The organism is Vreelandella sp. 2A-K22 (genome assembly GCF_054065485.1).
The window spans coordinates 97,681-115,553 of sequence record NZ_JBSUGC010000008.1; the positions used below are offsets into that span (position 1 = coordinate 97,681).

Here is a 17,873-nt window from a genome sequence, read left to right on the forward strand (position 1 = left end):
CGCTGAAATGGTAAACCAGAAGGCTTTTCTATGAATAATTACCTACACACTGATTTCTTGCTGGATACAGAAACAGCACGCCGCCTCTACCATGATGTAGCTGCGGACTTGCCGATTATTGACTACCACAACCATCTTCCGCCCGAAGAAGTGGCTCACAATCGCAGCTGGGACAACCTGGGCGATCTATGGCTGAGCCATGACCATTACAAGTGGCGTGTCATGCGCTGGGCGGGCGTCCCTGAATCTCACATTACCGGCAGCGCAACAGATAAAGAGAAGTTTCTGGCGTTTGCCCAGATTCTGCCTAAGGCAATTGGCAACCCCATGCACCACTGGAGTCACCTAGAACTGTGGCGCTACTTTGGTGATGAAGGCAAGTTGATCAACGGCGATACCGCAGAGGAGATTTGGCAAAGCACGCAAGCAATGCTGAGCCAGCCTGAGTTCCGCGCCCAGGGCTTGCTAAAAAAGATGAAGGTCGAACTCATTGGCACCACCGATGACCCGCTCGACAGCCTTGAGCACCACCAAGCATTTGCTGCCTCGCCACACAAAGGTGGGCTTTCCATGGTGCCTACCTTTCGCCCGGATCGCGCGCTGGCAATCGAAGGCGCAGGTTTCAATAACTACCTTGAAAAACTGGAGACCCTGACCGGACAACCCATCAGCACCTTCGAGCATCTGGTAAGCGCACTCACGGATCGCCTGGAGTACTTCATTGCCAACGGCTGCCGTGCCGCCGACCACGGTATTGGGCAGCTAGAACAGGCCGATGAGCTAAGTGCTAGCCAGCTTGATGCCATTCTGGAAAAAGGCCGCCAAGGCAAAGCCTTAGCGCCAAAGGAAGCAGAGAGCTTCCGTATGGCCGTATTGGTAGCACTTGGCCGTGGGTACGCGCGGGCTGATTTGGTGATGCAACTTCACATAGGGCCACTGCGTAATAACAGTACGCAAATATTCACGGCGGCTGGTAGCGACTCAGGTGCTGATTCCATTCAAGATAAGCCCATTGCCGAGCCGTTAAACAAATTGCTGGATCGCATGGATAGCACCAATGAGCTGCCGCGCACCATTCTTTATGCGCTGGATCCCAGTAAAAACCCCATCATCGTCACCACGGCGGGTAACTTTCAAAGCGGTGGCATAGCAGGCAAGGTACAGGCGGGGACTGCATGGTGGTTCAATGACCAACTTGACGGCATGGAAAACCAGATGAGCCAACTGGCGCAAATGGGCCTGTTGTCTACCTTCACCGGCATGTTAACGGACAGTCGCTCCTTCTTGTCCTTTCCTCGGCATGAATACTTCCGAAGGTTGCTATGCCGTATCGTCGGGCGTTGGGTTTCTGAGGGGCTGGCACCGAATGATCACAAGATGCTTGATGAGATCATTGCGGATATCTGTTACCACAACGCCCGCCGCTGGTTCATTGAATGAATTAAATACATGATGATTTAGTAGTGCGATTAGCCAGCAGCATTAGGGGGCGCTTGCGCCTCCAAGGCTTCAACAAGCGACTCGGCGAAACGGAGGGCTGAGGGGAACCCTCCCCATGGCCAATAATTTACTTCTATATTGACCGGGGTATCATCCAACCAATGCTGCCATAGCCCCGACGTTGGCAAGGCTGAATCAGTTAAGTATTGAGAGTAAGTCGGGTGAAGCAGAATGAACCTACCTTCTAATTGAAACGCCTCTGAAATGGTTAATGTGCTGAAGCCCCAGTCGTTAGTAGGGCCTTGCCAGGCATTTTCCAATCCCAACTGAGTGATAACCATATCTTCCAGGCTTCCATGCCCATAAATGCGGACATGTCGGTCGTCTCGAATTTCTACAACCAACAGGGGGTCTACAGGCCTTGCAATCTGTGCCGCTATTACTGCCAGCCTAGTTTGGACAGACTCAATTAATTCTTGGGCCAGCTGTTGCTGATCGTTCAGCTCCCCTACTTTTCTAGTAAGTTGTTCAAGGTTCTGCCAAATATTTAAGTTTTCTCCAAATAGCGGGATTTTTATTACATCAGCAATACTGGAAAGTTTATTCTCTAAATTCAAATGGGCCGGTGGCGATATTAGAATAGCATCAGGCTCCAACGACGCTAGGTATTCAAAATTGGGCTGAAACCTATTCCCGAGCTCCCGGGTGTCAGGCAGTAAGGGCTCTCGGTAGAAGCGCCTATATTGTGCCAAGCCCGCCATCGCTAAAGGAGGCTGTTGCAAAGCAGAAAGTGTATCTGCAATGGCATAGTCAAAAGCGACCAGCTTTTTGGACTCTTCAGCGTTAGCGAATGAGACGAGTAGCGGTAAAAATATAACTAGGAGAAAAATTATACGGCCTGATGGTAGAAAATTACCCATATAGATCATCAATATATTTTCTATTTTGGCTCTTATAAAACAATGACAGGCGGTGAAGCCGCCTGCCATTGTCACTCTTGGTAATGACGTTACCACTGATAACTTACTGAGCCTACAATGCTTCTCGGTTCACCATAGAAGCATCCATAAGTGCAGGACTCGATATAGGTTTTGTCAGTGAGATTGGTGGCATTCAATGCATACACCCAAGATCCGGTTTCATAACTCACTCGCGTATCGACAAGTGTAAACGACGGCACTTCTCCCTCTACCCAAGTCGCCCGGGTTGGGCCTACGTAGCGAACTCCACCTCCTACCTTCAACCCCGGCAGGCCGAAATCGCCAAAGCGATAATCACTCCATAGCGAGAATTGGTTATAGGGTGTATTGGCCGTTCTCCTGCCCACCTGATCTGGCGTAACGGGGCTGCTTTTCGTTGTACGCGCATCAGTGTAGGTGTAGGCTGCTACCAAGTTGGCGTTGGGGCCTAGTGCCGTCTTCGCTTCCAATTCGACACCACGTGAACGTACTTCCCCTATCTGTGTCTGGAAGCTGGTGTCCACCGGATCGGTGACGCTGACGTTTTCCTGTGTCAGCTCATAGGCGGTGGCGGTGAGCATGGTATCCCACCCTTCCGGCTGAAAGCGAACGCCCAGTTCATATTGCTCTCCTCGCGTGGGCTCGAATTGATTGCCGTTACGGTCGGTGCCGCTGGTAGGTTCAAACGACTGGCTATAGCTAATGAAGGGCGCCAAACCGTTATCGGCAAGATAGACACCCCCTACACGTCCAGTGAAAGCATTATCCGTTTCACTACTCCACACTGTGGGGCCAAAGTAGGGAGAGGTCTCAGATTCAGTCCAGTCCTGACGCCCTCCTAACATGAGAACCCACTTGTCGGCGACTTTCATCTGATTTTGAGCATACAAGCCAACCTGCTCGCTGCGTTGCTTGGATGACCATGCAAAAGGCACCGGTTCGCCGAAATCTCCACTGCCGTAAACAGGATCAAAGAGGTTAAGCGGTGGCGCTGTGCGGTTGTAGCGCTCGGTTTCGTGGCGTTGTCGTATGTAGTCTATTCCGATCAAGCTGGTGTTGGTGGTATTTCCAGCCTCCCAGTCGTATTGCAAGGAGGTATCTGAGGTCAAGGCCGATGACGCATCACGGCGATCCTGGGCGCTCCGGGCATAAATCCGCTGATCGCTACTTTGGCCGAGACTTATAGAATCGTAAGTCCGGTCGGATCGGAAAGTGCGGAGGCTATGTCGAAGGTGGAGGTTGTTAGAGAAGTCGTGCTCGAGTAAGTAGCCGATCGAATAGCGCTCGTTATCGTATTCATCATAGCCGGGCTCTCCGGTGAAAAGCTCCAGGGGAATGCCACCATTCGGGTTAGTAAGAATGGTCCCGCTGGAGGGTAGCCCATACACATAGATTGTTTGATCGCGCTGATACTCGCTCAGCAGAGTGAGCGAGGTATCCTCATTTGGCTGCCATTTCAACGCTGGAGCAATATAGGTGCGGTCATCCGGCACATGGTCGATAAAACTATCGCTATCCCGATGCAGCATGGTCAGGCGATATGACCAAACACCATTCTCATCCAGAGCATCGGAGAAATCAGCAGATATTTGGCGACGGTCGAAACTGCCCGCCTCAACATTCACTTCGCGCAGAGAGGAGCTAGTGGGGCGTTTACTGACGGCGTTGATCATGCCTCCGGGGGCAGCTACCCCATAAAGAATAGAGGATGGGCCCTTTAACACCTCCAGTCGTTCAAGGCCATAAAGCTCTTGCTGACCATCATAAAGATTAGCTTGGTATTTGCTGCCGTCACGATAGGATCTATCAACGGTGAACCCGCGCACTCTTAGTGATTCAGTAGTGCGATCAGCACCTTCCTGCCTTGATACACCAGCTGTGTAACTCAATGCCTCATTGAAATTTCGAGCACCATAATTTTGAAACTCTTCGCTACTTACAACTGAGATGGACTGTGGCGTCTCAATGATAGGCGTACCGGTCTTGGTGCCTGTTGCGCTACGAGTGGCGGCAATACCCTCTACTGGCCCTCTGGCCGTCTCACGTATCCAGTCGGCTTGCACCTGCATCGTCGTCAACGCCACATCAGCCGCCCGCTTTTCCAACCGATAACTACCCTCAGCGCTGCGCACTGGTACAAGGCCGGTATCTGCCAACAAGCGCTCCAAACCTTCGTTTATTCCATAGTTACCTTGCAGCCCTGCGGTTTGCTTGCCAGCGGTCAAAGTGGCATCGAAGGCAATCTCGATGCCTGCACTGACCGCGAAACGGTTTAGTGCCGTATCGAGTCGTCCTGCTTCGATGGAATAGCGTTGCTGAGCGGCGGCACTCTGCCCTGCTTCTTGCTGGGCAAGCGCCGTTGCGGGTAGGCCAGCCAAACAGCTGGCGAGTAGACTGTATTGAATGGCGCGGGCCAAAGGCGTTCGGATAAAGCGTGAGTGCGCTTGCTGCGTCGTCATGAAGATCCCCGTTGAGTGATGCATTTTTTATGTCTACATCTTCTATTCCGAACGAGAACGAGAATCCCTCAATGTTTTCTGAAATTTTTTCTTTCTAGCTTTCGCCGTCGCTGCGCGGCATGACCGTGACCCAAAATGGCGTTCGGTAGACCACCTTTAATGACAGTGCATCGACAAGGCTGGCCAGGGCGCGATCGGTGTCTTGCAGCGAAAACACCCCGCTCACCCGCCGGTCAGCTACCTCTGGTGCACAGCGCACCACACCATGGCGATAGCGGGCCAATATCTCGACCACCTCACTAACTCGCATGCCTTCGGCCACCAGCCGCCCCTGAAAACGGGCTAATCCAGCGGGTTCCAAGGCCGCAGGTGGCGATACCTCATCGGCGCTCATGTCAGCCTGCTGGCCAGCATCCAGCGTCGTCCGTTCGGTGCTTCCACGCCGCTCCAGAGCCACCCGGCCTTCATAAACGGCCACTTGGGTGCTGTCAGTATGCTGCTGCACGCTGAAGCGGGTTCCCAGCGGATAAGAAAGCCCTTCCTGGGTCATAACGCTGAACGCCCGGGTGTCCGGTGTTTTTGCTGTAGTAATCAACACTCCACCACGTAGCAAGTGGAGTCGCCGTTGGTGGGCATCGAACCTTATGTCGATGGCGGTATCGGTATCCAACACCAGATGGGTGCCATCGCTCAGCGTGAGTTCGCGACTCTCACCAATACCGGTGGCGTAGTCAGCGAACTGACGCTGCCACTGGGGCGTGCGCGGTAGTCCAAATCCCAGCCCGCCCAGCAGCACGGCCAAGCCACCCCACTGCAGCAAGCCCCGTCGCGAAACGGCTTGGGAAGACGAAAATAGCTCGCTACGGGCAGCGTGATGCGGCAGCGCGGCCAACCGGCCATCAATCGCCTGCAACTGCTGCCAGGCTCGCTCATGTTCCGGCGACGCTTGTCGCCAGGCCAGGCAAGCCTCGCGCTGGGCCTCGCTGATGTCGTCGCTCCATAGGCGCGCCATCCACAGGCTGGCCTGCTCTAGAACGGCAGGATCGATGGTCTCATGGAAGGCGTCGGCGGGCTTGCAGCTCATGGCATTCACTCAGGGTTGAGATTCGCTTATCGCGCGGTGGCAGGCCAGCAGCGCCCGGGCGATATATTTCTCTACCGAAGAGACCGAGACACTCAGCGCCTCGGCGATGTCTTGATAACTCTGGCCGTCCAGGCGACACATAAGAAAAGCTCGGCGAGGCTTGTCGGGAAGCTCATGGAGCAGCGCATCGATTTCTACCAGCGCTTCAATAGTGAGTGTTTGCTCCTCGGGAGAAGGCGCGTGTGTCTCTGGAAGCAGGCTGAGGGTTTCCAAATAGGCGGTTTCAATTCGGCGACGGCGGTAATGATCGACGACCAGCCCTTTGGCGATCTGGGTCAAAAAACGCCGTGACTGTTCAGGCGCTGGCGTAGTGCCCCGCGCCAGTATGCGCAGGTAGGTATCGTGCGCGAGATCGGCAGCAGTATGGGAACAGCCCAGCTTGGCGCCCAACCAGCGCCGCAGCCAACTGTGATGATTGTGATAGAGGGCGTCGAAAGGAACCTCGCTTCCGCCCTGTTGCTTTATCGATACCATCGCCCGTTGCCATTGAGTGCCTGTGCCAACTGCCCAAAAAAAGGGCAAAACCAGACGCAAACAATAAGTGATAATACTTATCATTACAAATAATATGGTGATGTAAAGCACCTGCAGATGACAGATCGGTGCTAGGGGGTGGTTGGCTCCTCAAGTGCTTCGACAAGAGCGTCGGCAAAGCGGAGGGCGGAAGGGTGAACGCCACCAATCCAAAAAGTAGATGGCAAAACCACAAAGTCTCCCCGCTGAACGCTAGGAAGGTAACGCCACATACCGCTATTTTCGATATTGTTTTCTATACCTATGGGGAATGCACTTTCCATAACGACTAGTCTCGCGTCTTCGAGATGAATATCGAAGAGCTCTCTGATACTTACTAGTGAGCGCCCCCATGTATCAGTATCTCTTTTCCACGCATTTTGAAGGCCTAACCGGTCTAGAACTCCCTGAAACACACTGCTATCACCATATACTCGCACGTATTTTTCAGTTATGAACTGCACAACTAATAAGGGTGGCTGTGGCTCCAAATCATCTTTCAGCGATGCTAAGTGAGATTGAGTATTTTTAATCAGTTGCTCTGCTGCAACTCTTCGCCCTGAAAGATCACCCACCTCCAGAATAAAGGCATCAAATTTTGACCATAGATCGTTGTTACTACTGTTAGTATATGGATAAGATTGGACTATGTCAGACGTTGAAATTTCAGCTAGAACCGTTTTCAATCGAGTCTGACGAGGCACAAGAAATATATGTTCGGGGGCAATGCTACTGAGCAACTCCATATTAGGAAATAGTTGGGTACCAATATCCGTGATGTCCGCGTCGGCGTAATCATTGCCTGTCCAGTTATCGAAAGCAGCAACATTGCCCATAAGAACAGATGGAGCGTCAAGCGAAAGCAGTGCTTCTGCGATAGTCCATTCAAAAACGGCAATGGATGAGGATGCTTTAGCATCCATCACTGGACTGGCGGTAAAGGAAAGTCCTAGAAATAAAAAAAAAGTACGCCAAAATCTAGGCAGCGATTGAAAAAAGCGCATATTGATGCTCCCGTGATATAGCAGCAGGCAGGCCATTATTTAAAATAACAATTAACATAAAGATATTATTAATATTTTAATTTAATAAAAATCAGCCTCTTACAGAGACTGATTCGAATATCGTTCATTGCTATAAAAACTCTAAAAGTCATATTTCATCGTCATCATAAAGTTGCGTGGTGCGCCGTAGTAATTATGCTTAGCTTCCGACTGAACTGTAGAGTAATACTCTTTATCAGTCAGATTGTTGCCATTTAATGAAATATCTAAGTTCTCATTGACGCGATAGCCGACCATCGCAGAAACGGTGGTATAGCCTCCCTGCTCGATACGCGTATCAGCACTTTCGGCATAAACACTGCTGACCGTACTCACGCCAGCACCAAGGCGCAATCCCTGATTAGGATCGTCGCTAAAGTGATAACGAGACCACAGATTGAAGCTATGCTCCGGAGTGTCCGGCGAGAGAGTAAGACCTTCTGAGCTAGGATCTCTTACGAACTCAGTTTGCGTATAGGCGTAACCTGCGCTGAGATCCCAGCGAGGCAGTAACTGACCGCTGACTTCAAGCTCGAAACCCTCACTCTTTGCTTCGCCGATGGGAATTGAGAAGCCAGGGTTATTAGGGTCTGTATAGGCCCGGTTAGTGTCTTCAATACGGAAAACTGCGGCATGCCAGTTCAAGTCCCCCAGAGCATGTGAGCCCTTAATGCCAGCTTCGTACTGCTCGCCCTCTCGCGGATCAATGGGGTCACCATTTTTACCCACAGCTGTTTGCGGCTGAAATATGCCTGTGTAACTGGTGTATAGATTGAGTTCTTCGTTGAGCCGATAGATCAAACCAGCATAAGGGATAAATTCAGTGCCATCATCACTAGACGCTTCTCCACCGAGAAAGTTATTGGTTTCCCACCAATTGATACGGCCACCAAGCGCAGCGGTGAAATCATCGGCGATGTTGAAGCGCAACTGGCCGTATGTGGAATATTGCTCGGTGTTGAACTCAGTTCTGCCGGGGGTACCGTCGAAATTTGACTCAGTGCGGTCATTTTTTGGATTAAGCAGGTTTTGGGGCACATATTGTGGATCACCGTAAGACCATTCATTACTTAGCTCGCTGCTCTGATAGATGGCACCAAATACGGCTTCATGAGTTTTTCCAGCTAGTTGGAATGGGGAACTAAGCTGTGTCTCTATATATTCATCCTGCTTCTCCAAATCCCAAGCAATCTGACGAATCGCAAAATCGCCGCTATCTCTTTCGACGGTAAGAACCCCTTCACTGCTTTTTCTCAGACTAGCGTCTCGATCCAGACGATTCGCTTTAAATGTTATCTCGCCACCGTTGGTAAGTAGATGTTCAAGTTCCAGGAAATAGCGCTGCGCGTCTCCTGTCTGCTTGTCCCAGTTAGATCCGAGATAGGTGGAACGGTCAACATTGGGCAGTGCGCCATCACTGTAGGCCGGTAATCCAGAGTGTGGTCGGAACTCTTCATCTTGTACAGTAACGCCCATTGACAGCGTCGTTTCGGGAGACAAGTCAAACTCGAGCGTTCCATAGCCGACTTGGTTCTCTGAGTAAACGTGGTCAATAAAAGAATCTCTATCATCGTAGACGCCAACTAAACGCCCCCGCACTCGTCCTTCGCTGTCTAGTGCGCCGGTAACGTCCACAACGCTTCGGTAGGCATCATCCGTACCCGCAGAAAGAGAGATGGAGGCTTGGCTTTCGGTTAAGGCACGCTTGCGAACCAGATTGATGGTGCCGCTGGGTTCACCAGAACCTTGAAGGATACCCGCAGGGCCTCGCAGCACTTCAATACGATCGAGCAATGCTGTGTCGAATACTCCTGCGCTTTCCCAAGCGCTACCTGTGTCCTGAATTGGGCTACCATCCATGAGAAAGGAGTCAATATCATAGCCTCGTGCCTTAATCACGTACTGATTGGGCCCGTACTCACTCACGGTTATACCAGTGACGTTGCGCATGGCCTCAGACAAGGAGGTAGTTCCCTGGTCATCCAAGCGTTCTCGGGTCACAACGCTGACGGATTGAGGCGTTTCCTTAATTGATTGTGAAACTAAGCCAATGCTAGCGCTTTCGCTTGTGTAAGAGTTGCTGTTCTCGGTCATGCCGTAGGGAAGGCGCTCACCGGTTACCGCTACAACCGACAACGCCACATCAGCCGCCCGCTCTTCCAACCGATAACTACCATCACTCTGTCGGGCTGCCGTTAACCCCGTTCCATCCAATAGCCGCTCAAGCCCTTCATCAACTAGATACTGGCCTTGCAGGCCGGGGCTTTGGCGTCCTTCCCCCAGCTCGCCAGCGCCGCTGATAAAAACACCCGACTCGGCGGCGAAGCGGTTGATGACGCTGCTTAACGGGCCGCTGGCAATGTCATAGTGGCGTGCTTGCTGCTGGGTGGACTGGGCCATGGCATGCTGCGATAGCTGCGGCACGGCCAATAATCCGACGGCGACAAAATGAACCGCCAGCGCCAAGGCGCGGCGGTTAAGCGTCGGTTGGTGCTGGGCAGTAAGCGGTTGAAGTGCAGTGCGCTGTTGGAGCATATCGGTTCCCCTTGCAGATACGTTTTAAGTGCTTATAAAGGGGAATCGAACCAGCGCGAAAAAGGGGAACTAGAAAAACCACTTTTTTCTCTTTTTATTCCTCGCTGGAGCTTGCTTCGCCTGCCTCTACTTTGATCCACCAGGGCATTACCCGGCGCACCTTTACCGGCAGCGTGGTCTCGACCATGTTCAGGGTGCGCTCTAGGTCATTGAGCGGGAAAGCGCCGAGCAGGGTGAGATCCGCCACCGTCGGGTCGACTTCAAGGCGGCCACGGTGATGGCGGCTAAGCGCCGCGGCGAAGGTTCTAAGCGACATGTTCTCGGCCAGCAGAATGCCGTTGGCCCAGGCTTCCCGACGGCCTTCGGCGGGGGTGAGTTCCCCGATGCGGTCAGCGGCGAAGTGGGCCTGCTGCCCCGCATTAACCACCTGTCGCTGGCTCGCATGCTGAGCATCGCCCAGGGTCTGGATGGCCACGGCACCGTCAAACACCGCCAGCAGTTCGCCTGATGGCTGCTCACCCACGCTAAAACGCGTGCCCAAGGGCGTTAGTCGCGCACTGCGGGTATCCAGGTAAAACGGTCTTTCGGTGTCTTTGCCGGTCTCTATCAGTATCTCGCCGGTCACCAGCGCCAAACGGCGCTGCTCTTGGTCGTAATCGACATTCAGCGCCGAGGCGCTACTCAGCCAGACCTGAGTGCCATCCTCCAGCACGATGTGAGTGATTTCGCCGGTGGCGGTGTGATAATCAGCGCCCCACTGCTGTACTAGTCGTGGCAGTGGTGTGCTTTGCCAGAGCGCTGCGGTGAGTACAGAGACCAGCGCAAGGCTTGCCAGCCCACCCAAAAGGTGACGACGCCCCCGCCGTCGCTGGCGCGCCAGGCTAATCACGCTGTCAGCGGTTTGGCGTTCATCTTCGTCTAGATGCTCGGTGAAGCGGCGGCTTACGCCCTCCACCTGCTGCCAAGCCCAACGATGGGTGTCGTTGGCATCCCGCCATGCTTGCCAGCGTTGACGCTCTGTTGCCGACAACTCCTCCGCTTGCCACTCGGCAAACCACTCGGCTGCCTCCGCCAACGCACGACGTTTGGCGGCTTCCTCGGAGCTGGCGGCAGAGGCCATTTAGAGACTCGCCTCAAAGCCCGCTTCGATCAACGCGCACTGCAGCATGGCCTGAGCCATATATTTTTTGACCATGCGTTCGGAAACACCCAGCTCCTCAGCAATCTGCCGATAGGGTTTGCCATGCAGTTGGGAGGCCAAAAAGGCGCTAGCGACTTTCTCGGGCAACCGCGCCAGCATGCGGTCGATTTCGCACAGTGTTTCGATGACAATTTGCTGGTGTTCGGCAGAGGGCAAATGCGCCTCGGCGCTGGCCGCCAGGGCTTGCTGCCAGGCGCGCTCGATATCCTGGCGGCGCCAATGATCCACGCACAACCCTTTGGCCATACGGCTGAGATAGGCTCGGGCACCTTCGAAACTATCCAGGTGGCGGGGCGTTTTCATCAATCGCACAAACGCATCCTGCGCCAGATCCGCCGCCGACTCACTGCACCCCAACCGCTGGCTGAGCAACTGCTGCAACCAAGGCTGATGGTGGTGATACAGCTCACCGAGGGAGTCTCGACAGCCGGTATGGTAAGCCGCAGGCTCGGCTGATCGGGGTGCCGCCGCCATATAAAAAGTGCCCCACTTCTACGAAAATGATTCTTATTCTTTTTCAATTCGCAGACAGTGTCAATGCACAGTGCTCAACGAATCTCTCCATTTTTTGATATGACACCCTGCAAAATCCTACCCCCCAGCAGCGCCATCACTGTCACCGCCGCCATGCCTAGCGCCAACGCCGTAAACATAGCCGGGTAGCCCAGCCGGTCTAGCAAAATACCGGCGAGCACAGGCACAGCCAAACGCGACAGGGTGAACAGACTGGCCTGTAGACCGTAATCCAGCGCCTGATACCCAGACCGGGCGAAGTGCATCATCAGGCCGAACATTACGCCCGAAAGCGCGCCCATGGCACAAGCCAACAGTCCTGCGCCCACCAGCCACAGGGCATGCCCTGCAGCCATGTAACCCACTCCCCCCAGAGTCGCCAGGGCCAGCGTTGCCAAAGCGGCTAACAGCGGCAGGGCTCGGCCAAGCCCAATACTCCGTGCCATGCGTTGCCCCGCCAGACTCGCCAGGGCGCCCGCTATGCCACCACCAACCCCCACCCACCAGGCGACTTGCTCCGCTGGCATCCCCAGGTCGAGCAACAGCGGTTTTAGATAGACCCAACCAGCGCCAACGAAGGGAAAGAGTAACATCAGCAGGGCGACCCAAAGGCCTGCGGCTGGCTGACGGACAAAGCCCATTGCCCCCTTATGGCTCACAGGTTGAACCGCTTCCGCTGCCGAGACATACCATTGCCTGCCGGTCTCTGGCGGTAACGATATCCAGCGTAATAGGATTCCTCCCACGGCCAATAGCAACGCCATCAGTACGAAGGGCACTGCTCCCCCTGCACGCTCGTGCACGACCAGCAATAGGCCACCGCCCACCACCGCAGCCAGAAACAGCGCCGCCGAACGAATTCCCCCGGCGCGTAGTCGCTCTTCGGCGGGCAGGCAGCGAATCGCCAGCGCGTTCACGGGCACATCAGCCCAAGTCGCCAACCAACTGATCAGCAGCACCCAGGCATAGAAACGCGGCGGCTGCGCTAGTGGGAAGTCGTACGCTAACCCTAGCAACGCCAAGCCCAACAGCAATCCGAGCAGACCAGCCCAGGCACGATAGCCTCCGCCCCCCAGGCGGCAGCGCTCAACGGGAACCGCCATCACCAGTTTGAGCACCGCTGGCAGACCCGCCAATTGCAGTAGGCCAATCTGGGTACCGCTCCAGCCCTGCTCGCGCAGTACCAGCGGCATTCCCAACAGCAGATAGATACTGGGCAGCGCCAAAGCAAAGTGGAGCCAGCCGAACGCCAGTTGCCGGGCGGTCAGAGCACGCATTATTTCGTCCTCCTACGCGCCACCAGAGCCGTGGCAGGCGCCATGGGAAGCGCAATCGGCTGCGCCTCACACACCTCAAAACCCTGCGCCAGCAATGCCTGACGCAGCTCACCGGCCTGGGTCACCCGACGCCCCTGCCACAGCAGCGGCAGGTAATAGGACAGCATGCGGCGGGCCGCCTCGGGTTCTTCGGGAATTTCAGCGTGCACGCAGATCAACTCGCCGCCGGGCTTTAGTGCGGCATGCAGTTTGGCCAGGCAGGCCGAAAGCTCGGGCACGAAATGCAGTACCGAGGAGCACCAAATCAGATCGTACTCTGTGCCGATATCATCCCTCGCCAGATCGCCGCCCCGCGCTTCGAGACGCGATGCCAAACCAGCCTCGGCGATGTGTTGCGCGGCGACATCGGCGGCTTCGGGCAGTTCAAAGACCACGCCGTGCATATGTGGAAACGCCTTCGCCAGGGCGACGGCGACCAGCCCCGGGCCACCGCCTAGATCCAGCAGCCGCCAGGCTGATTCAGTCGCCCTCCGTTGTGCCACCAATTCACAGGCAGCAGGCGCCGTTACCGCCGCCTGCTCGCGTGCCAGATGGCCGCGCGCTGCCACGGCCCAGCGCTCACCGTTAGCCAGCGGTGCTGGCCGGCTTTGTCCGCGCAGGCCATCGGCTAGCCCGGCACCGAAATCACGCAGTGAAGCAAGCCGAAAACGCCAAGCATCACCACAGTCTAACGCTGAGGAAGACGCCAGATAGCGCCGCGCCACCTCGCTGCTGGTGTAGTGCCACTCACCCTCCGCATCGCAGCTTCGGTCGAGCAGTTGCATGCTCCATAACAGCGTCAACCAGTGACGCGTGGCTTCAGGCTGCCATGCATGCATTTGTGCCAGGGCCTCGGGGGTGCAGGGCGACGCCAGCGTCTCAAATAGATCCTCTGCTAAGGCAAGCTGTAGGGCCTCGGCCTGTACAGCGGCCAGCGATAGATCCCAATAGGGCTGCAGTGCATGGGGAAGCGCATCCACGAGCCGGCTCATAACGATACCCCCACACGCAAGCCAATCTCACGGGGCGGGCTGTACTCCCGTATCGTGCCGTTGAGCAGGCCCACTGCATCGTATTGTCGGTCAGTGGCGTTGTTCACATAGCCCCCCAGTTGCCATGGCCCCTGTTGATAGCCACCAGCCAGATCCAGCAGGGCATGACCGGGACGACTGAAGCGGTTGGCCGCATCCAGGTAGGTCTTACTCATGCCACTCAGGTTGGCCTGGGCATACCAGCCCTGGGGTGAGTCGTAGCGCAGCCCCAACCGACCACTGATATCGGGCGCAAAGGGATTGTGGTGGCCGGCGTGGTCACCGTTAAGATCGTTGAACTCGCGAAATCGGGTACGGTTGAGGGCCAGGCCCGCCTGGAGCGTCCAATGTCCGCCCAGCAGGTAATCAATATCCAGTTCTATGCCCTGGGAGCGCGCCGCGGCAGCATTGGTGATCTGCACACTACCGGGCTGAATAACTTGCTGGACTTGCATGTCGTCAATGGTCATCCAGTAACTGGCTAACCCATAGCGCAGCCGTTGCGAAAGCGCTGTTCCCTTGATACCCAGCTCGTAGGAAGCCACTTGCTCAGGTTCGTAGCCGGGATAGCCACTCTGAGCAGAGAAGGCGTTGAAGCCACCGGCGCGAAACCCTTCGGCATAGCGGGCATACAGCCAGTCGTCGTCACCCAAGCGGTACTGCAGGGCTAACTGCGAGGTAACATCCCCCCAGCGCTCGCTGCGCTGCCCGGCTCCTCGGGGCGTCAACGCCACCCGGCTCTGCTCTAAGCGCAGGCCTGGTGTTAGGCGCCAACACTCGCCCAGCGGCAACGTCCACTGCCCGAACAGCGCGAGGTTCTCAGCCTCCAGCGTCGCCTCACTGCGCTGGGTGCCCATCGGGTTGCGTTGCTCGAACTGCAGTTGATGATCATCACGGTCACCGTACAGGCCCAGCACCCAACTGCTCTGCCCCTCATCACCCTGACGCTCCAGACGCAGTTCCTGGGATAAGGTGGTCAAACGCTGGTCGCGCCCGACGGCAAAGCGCTGAGCTGGCGTTAAATCGGTATCCTGGGTGACGCGATCACGGATCTCCCGCCGCGCCGTGATGGATCGCAGGGTCAAATCAGGCGCTAAGGCATGACGCACACCCAGGGAAATATCCCGCCCGCTGGAACGGTTACTGCCGGGACTGGGGGAGTCAATGCGACGCGTATCGTGACCGTTTGACCCGACAGGCCCCCAGGGAGCCGCACCGTCGCGGTAGTGTAACTGCCCATAGCGCAGGGTAACGTCCGTCTCCGCTGTCGGCATCCAGAGCAGACGTAGCCGACCGTTCTTGCGCTCGCGGTCATCTGCCTCACCCGCGCGCGCCAGGTTATCCACGAAACCATCCTGCTGGCGCCACTCCCCGCTGACCCCAAAATAGAGCTGCTCGGGTACGAGTGCCTGAGCGGCATCGAGGCGTAGCGCGTTCAGATCACGGCTGCCCAGCGTAGCCTCCAGTTCGGCATAAGGGCCTGCATCCGGCTGACGAGTATGCAGGCTGACCACGCCTGCCTCGGCGTTGCGGCCATAGAGCGTCGACTGGGGCCCGCGCAGCACCTCAACCCGTTCCACGCCCTGCAGGTTGTGATCAAACCCTTGGCCAGCCACGACGGGCACCCCATCCACCAGCATGAGTACTGATGAGGAGAAAGCGGTGGCACCTGAGGTCAGCCCACGCATTACCGGCAGGGCGGTACCCGACTGGCCAAAGGGCTGAAAACTCAACCCAGGCGCGTAGCGCGCCAAGTCGCCAATACTGGAAGCACCGGCATCCGCCAGCGTCTCGCCGGAGATGACCACCAGGCTCGCCGGCACCTCTTGCTCAGCCTGCGCGACCTTGTTAGCCGTTACCTTCACCACGGGTAGTGCTTCCCCTTGAGCGATGCTGCCCACGCCGCATCCCCCCAGCAGAAGCACCACCGCTGCATTTCTTTTTAACCCCTTGCTCTGCATCGCCCACCCCCTTAGCGCTGTTTCTAGCTCCCCGACTAGCGTGGGAACATTCAAGGGAGTAGGCTAGCTATAAACGATAGCAATTATCATACTCATTCATATGCAAACCGATTCACTTCTTATGCGTAGCGACGCTTCACCTCCCATTAGCGACTCTCTGCAAGGTTCTCAATGCTGCGTGCTGGATGATGGCCTCTCGGTAGTGTTAACCCGCTACCGTGCTAAACAAGCGCTCGTCGAAGAGAGCCGCACACCCCATACGGGCGCAGGCGTGATTGTGACCTTTGGTCTACAAGGCCACTCTGATTACCGAGAGCGCTGGGGGCCGCGCATCGATTTCGGTCACGGTCACACCACGGTAACCACCTTTGACCACAGCCAGGGGGAGCGCCATATACCGGAAGGGGAAACAGTGCTTCAGTTACGCCTTGTCGCCAGTACTGGCTGGCTAGCGCGCTACCTGGGCGAGCGATATCAAGCAGCACTCCCTGCCTCTGGGGGTATTCGACCGCTGGCTTTTCAGCCTACGTCGCCGGTCAGCCGGGCACATCTGCAGGCGCTCCAGGTATGCCTCCAAACAGGCAGCGCTCGGCTCCAGCAACACATTCACGCCTTGAGCTTATTGGGGGAACAACTCGAGACGCTGCTGCCGGAACCCAGCCCTACACGGAACATCGCCAGCGCAGACGCCGAGCGCATCGTCCAGGCCCGTGAGATACTTCTCAGCGAACTGGATCGCCCCTTGACCCTGGCCTATCTGGGAGCACGGGTGGGATTAGGAGAGCAGAAGCTTAAGCAGGGATTTCGTTGCATGTTTGGCACGACGCCTCAATACTTTCTTCATCAACAGCGCATGCGCCGCGCCCATACGCTGCTGGAGAGCGGTCAACAGGCCGCTCAAGCCGCCTACGCCACGGGCTATCGGCACCCAAGTAACTTCAGCGCTGCCTTCACGCGCTTCTTCGGTTATGCCCCTAAAGCCATCAAACAGCGCAAAAGTTGATAACAAGTATTGCGAGTACTGATGCAGCTGTCCGAGCGAGTTCCGGCGGAACTGCACACTCTCGCGCGACACACTACAATAAATAAAAGCCAGTTAGGCATAAGCCGGTACGATAGATGATTAAAAGCATCAAGCATAAGGGACTAAAACTGCTTTTTGAAAAAGGCAGCACCAAGGGCGTTCGTGCCGATCATGTCGACCGTCTCCGTGATCGCCTGACCGTACTGGACGCAGCCACAAGTCTCGACGATATAGCGGCTGGCAACTGGGATCTTCACCCTCTAACTGGAAAACTGGAAAACTGGAAAACTGGAAAACTGGACGGCCAGTATGCCATCAAGGTGTCGGGTAACTGGCGACTGTTCATCGAGTTCCGAGACGGTAATGTTTACCTGCTGGACTATGATGATTATCACTGATGGGAGAACAAACCATGGCGATGTATAACCCCTCACATCCGGGTCGCATTATCCGGCAACGTCTGATTGAGGATGAAGACGGCCACAAGATTGGCAGCGTGGCATCGGTCGCTGAACAACTCGGCTGCCACCGTAACACCCTGAACCGGGTAATTAACGGCAGCGCCTCCGTCACACCTGAAATGGCATTGGCTCTAGAAAAATTGCATGCCGGAAGCGCCGAATTCTGGCTATCCATGCAAACCAATTATGACCTATTTCAGCTTCGCCATAACCAGGGCGCAGCTTAGCTAAGCGATATCACTCACTATAACTAATTATTCTAAGCGACTCACA

15 protein-coding genes are annotated in these 17,873 nt (G+C 55.7%); 4 read left to right on the forward strand and 11 right to left on the reverse strand.

The window, feature by feature from the left end:
* Positions 1 to 30 precede the first annotated feature (30 nt).
* Positions 31 to 1,440 carry a glucuronate isomerase gene (gene uxaC / locus ACW17M_RS12525; RefSeq protein WP_233973825.1) on the forward strand — a complete coding sequence of 470 codons (1,410 nt, stop codon included), beginning with the start codon at positions 31 to 33 and terminating at the stop codon, positions 1,438 to 1,440.
* 29 nt (positions 1,441 to 1,469) lie between these two features.
* Here uxaC and ACW17M_RS12530 read toward each other — a convergent pair whose 3' ends face one another.
* The 11 genes from ACW17M_RS12530 to ACW17M_RS12580 all read right to left on the reverse strand — a co-directional run bounded on the left by ACW17M_RS12530 (position 1,470) and on the right by ACW17M_RS12580 (position 16,115).
* On the reverse strand, positions 1,470 to 2,429 hold the full coding sequence (locus ACW17M_RS12530) for an ABC transporter substrate-binding protein (RefSeq protein WP_443603784.1): 960 nt from the start codon (positions 2,427 to 2,429) through the stop codon (positions 1,470 to 1,472).
* 20 nt (positions 2,430 to 2,449) lie between these two features.
* On the reverse strand, positions 2,450 to 4,858 hold the full coding sequence (locus tag ACW17M_RS12535; RefSeq protein WP_457547541.1) for a TonB-dependent siderophore receptor: 2,409 nt from the start codon (positions 4,856 to 4,858) through the stop codon (positions 2,450 to 2,452).
* A 94-nt stretch (positions 4,859 to 4,952) separates the two neighbouring features.
* Positions 4,953 to 5,942: a FecR domain-containing protein gene (locus ACW17M_RS12540; protein ID WP_457547542.1), complete on the reverse strand. Its 990-nt coding sequence runs from the start codon at positions 5,940 to 5,942 to the stop codon at positions 4,953 to 4,955.
* Between the two features lie 9 nt (positions 5,943 to 5,951).
* The gene (locus ACW17M_RS12545) at positions 5,952 to 6,476 is read right to left on the reverse strand and encodes a sigma-70 family RNA polymerase sigma factor (RefSeq protein ID WP_457547543.1); all 525 of its coding nucleotides are present in this window, start codon (positions 6,474 to 6,476) and stop codon (positions 5,952 to 5,954) included.
* Between the two features lie 131 nt (positions 6,477 to 6,607).
* A complete protein-coding gene (locus ACW17M_RS12550) occupies positions 6,608 to 7,519 on the reverse strand; it encodes an ABC transporter substrate-binding protein (protein WP_457547544.1) in 912 nt (303 codons plus the stop codon).
* Between the two features lie 141 nt (positions 7,520 to 7,660).
* Positions 7,661 to 10,093, reverse strand: a complete 2,433-nt coding sequence (locus ACW17M_RS12555) for a TonB-dependent siderophore receptor (RefSeq protein ID WP_457547545.1) — start codon at positions 10,091 to 10,093, stop codon at positions 7,661 to 7,663.
* A gap of 94 nt (positions 10,094 to 10,187) precedes the next feature.
* On the reverse strand, positions 10,188 to 11,213 hold the full coding sequence (locus ACW17M_RS12560; protein ID WP_427768445.1) for a FecR domain-containing protein: 1,026 nt from the start codon (positions 11,211 to 11,213) through the stop codon (positions 10,188 to 10,190).
* Positions 11,214 to 11,768, reverse strand: a complete 555-nt coding sequence (locus ACW17M_RS12565) for a sigma-70 family RNA polymerase sigma factor (RefSeq protein ID WP_427768443.1) — start codon at positions 11,766 to 11,768, stop codon at positions 11,214 to 11,216.
* 74 nt (positions 11,769 to 11,842) lie between these two features.
* Positions 11,843 to 13,084, reverse strand: coding sequence for an MFS transporter (locus ACW17M_RS12570; RefSeq protein ID WP_457547546.1), 1,242 nt, complete (start codon positions 13,082 to 13,084; stop codon positions 11,843 to 11,845).
* Entirely contained in the window at positions 13,084 to 14,115 is a 1,032-nt protein-coding gene (locus ACW17M_RS12575) for a methyltransferase (protein ID WP_457547547.1), read from the reverse strand. The genes ACW17M_RS12570 and ACW17M_RS12575 overlap by 1 nt, the downstream gene beginning before the upstream one ends.
* Entirely contained in the window at positions 14,112 to 16,115 is a 2,004-nt protein-coding gene (locus tag ACW17M_RS12580; RefSeq protein WP_457547548.1) for a TonB-dependent receptor, read from the reverse strand. The genes ACW17M_RS12575 and ACW17M_RS12580 overlap by 4 nt, the downstream gene beginning before the upstream one ends.
* Before the next feature lie 121 nt (positions 16,116 to 16,236).
* On the opposite strand from ACW17M_RS12580, the gene ACW17M_RS12585 reads away from it, so the two are divergent.
* The 3 genes from ACW17M_RS12585 to ACW17M_RS12595 all read left to right on the forward strand — a co-directional run bounded on the left by ACW17M_RS12585 (position 16,237) and on the right by ACW17M_RS12595 (position 17,827).
* Positions 16,237 to 17,118, forward strand: a complete 882-nt coding sequence (locus ACW17M_RS12585) for a helix-turn-helix domain-containing protein (RefSeq protein ID WP_457547549.1) — start codon at positions 16,237 to 16,239, stop codon at positions 17,116 to 17,118.
* A 116-nt stretch (positions 17,119 to 17,234) separates the two neighbouring features.
* Positions 17,235 to 17,537, forward strand: coding sequence for a type II toxin-antitoxin system RelE/ParE family toxin (locus ACW17M_RS12590; protein WP_457547550.1), 303 nt, complete (start codon positions 17,235 to 17,237; stop codon positions 17,535 to 17,537).
* Entirely contained in the window at positions 17,537 to 17,827 is a 291-nt protein-coding gene (locus ACW17M_RS12595) for a HigA family addiction module antitoxin (RefSeq protein WP_457547551.1), read from the forward strand. Before ACW17M_RS12590 ends, ACW17M_RS12595 begins: the two co-directional genes overlap by 1 nt.
* Positions 17,828 to 17,873 lie beyond the last annotated feature (46 nt).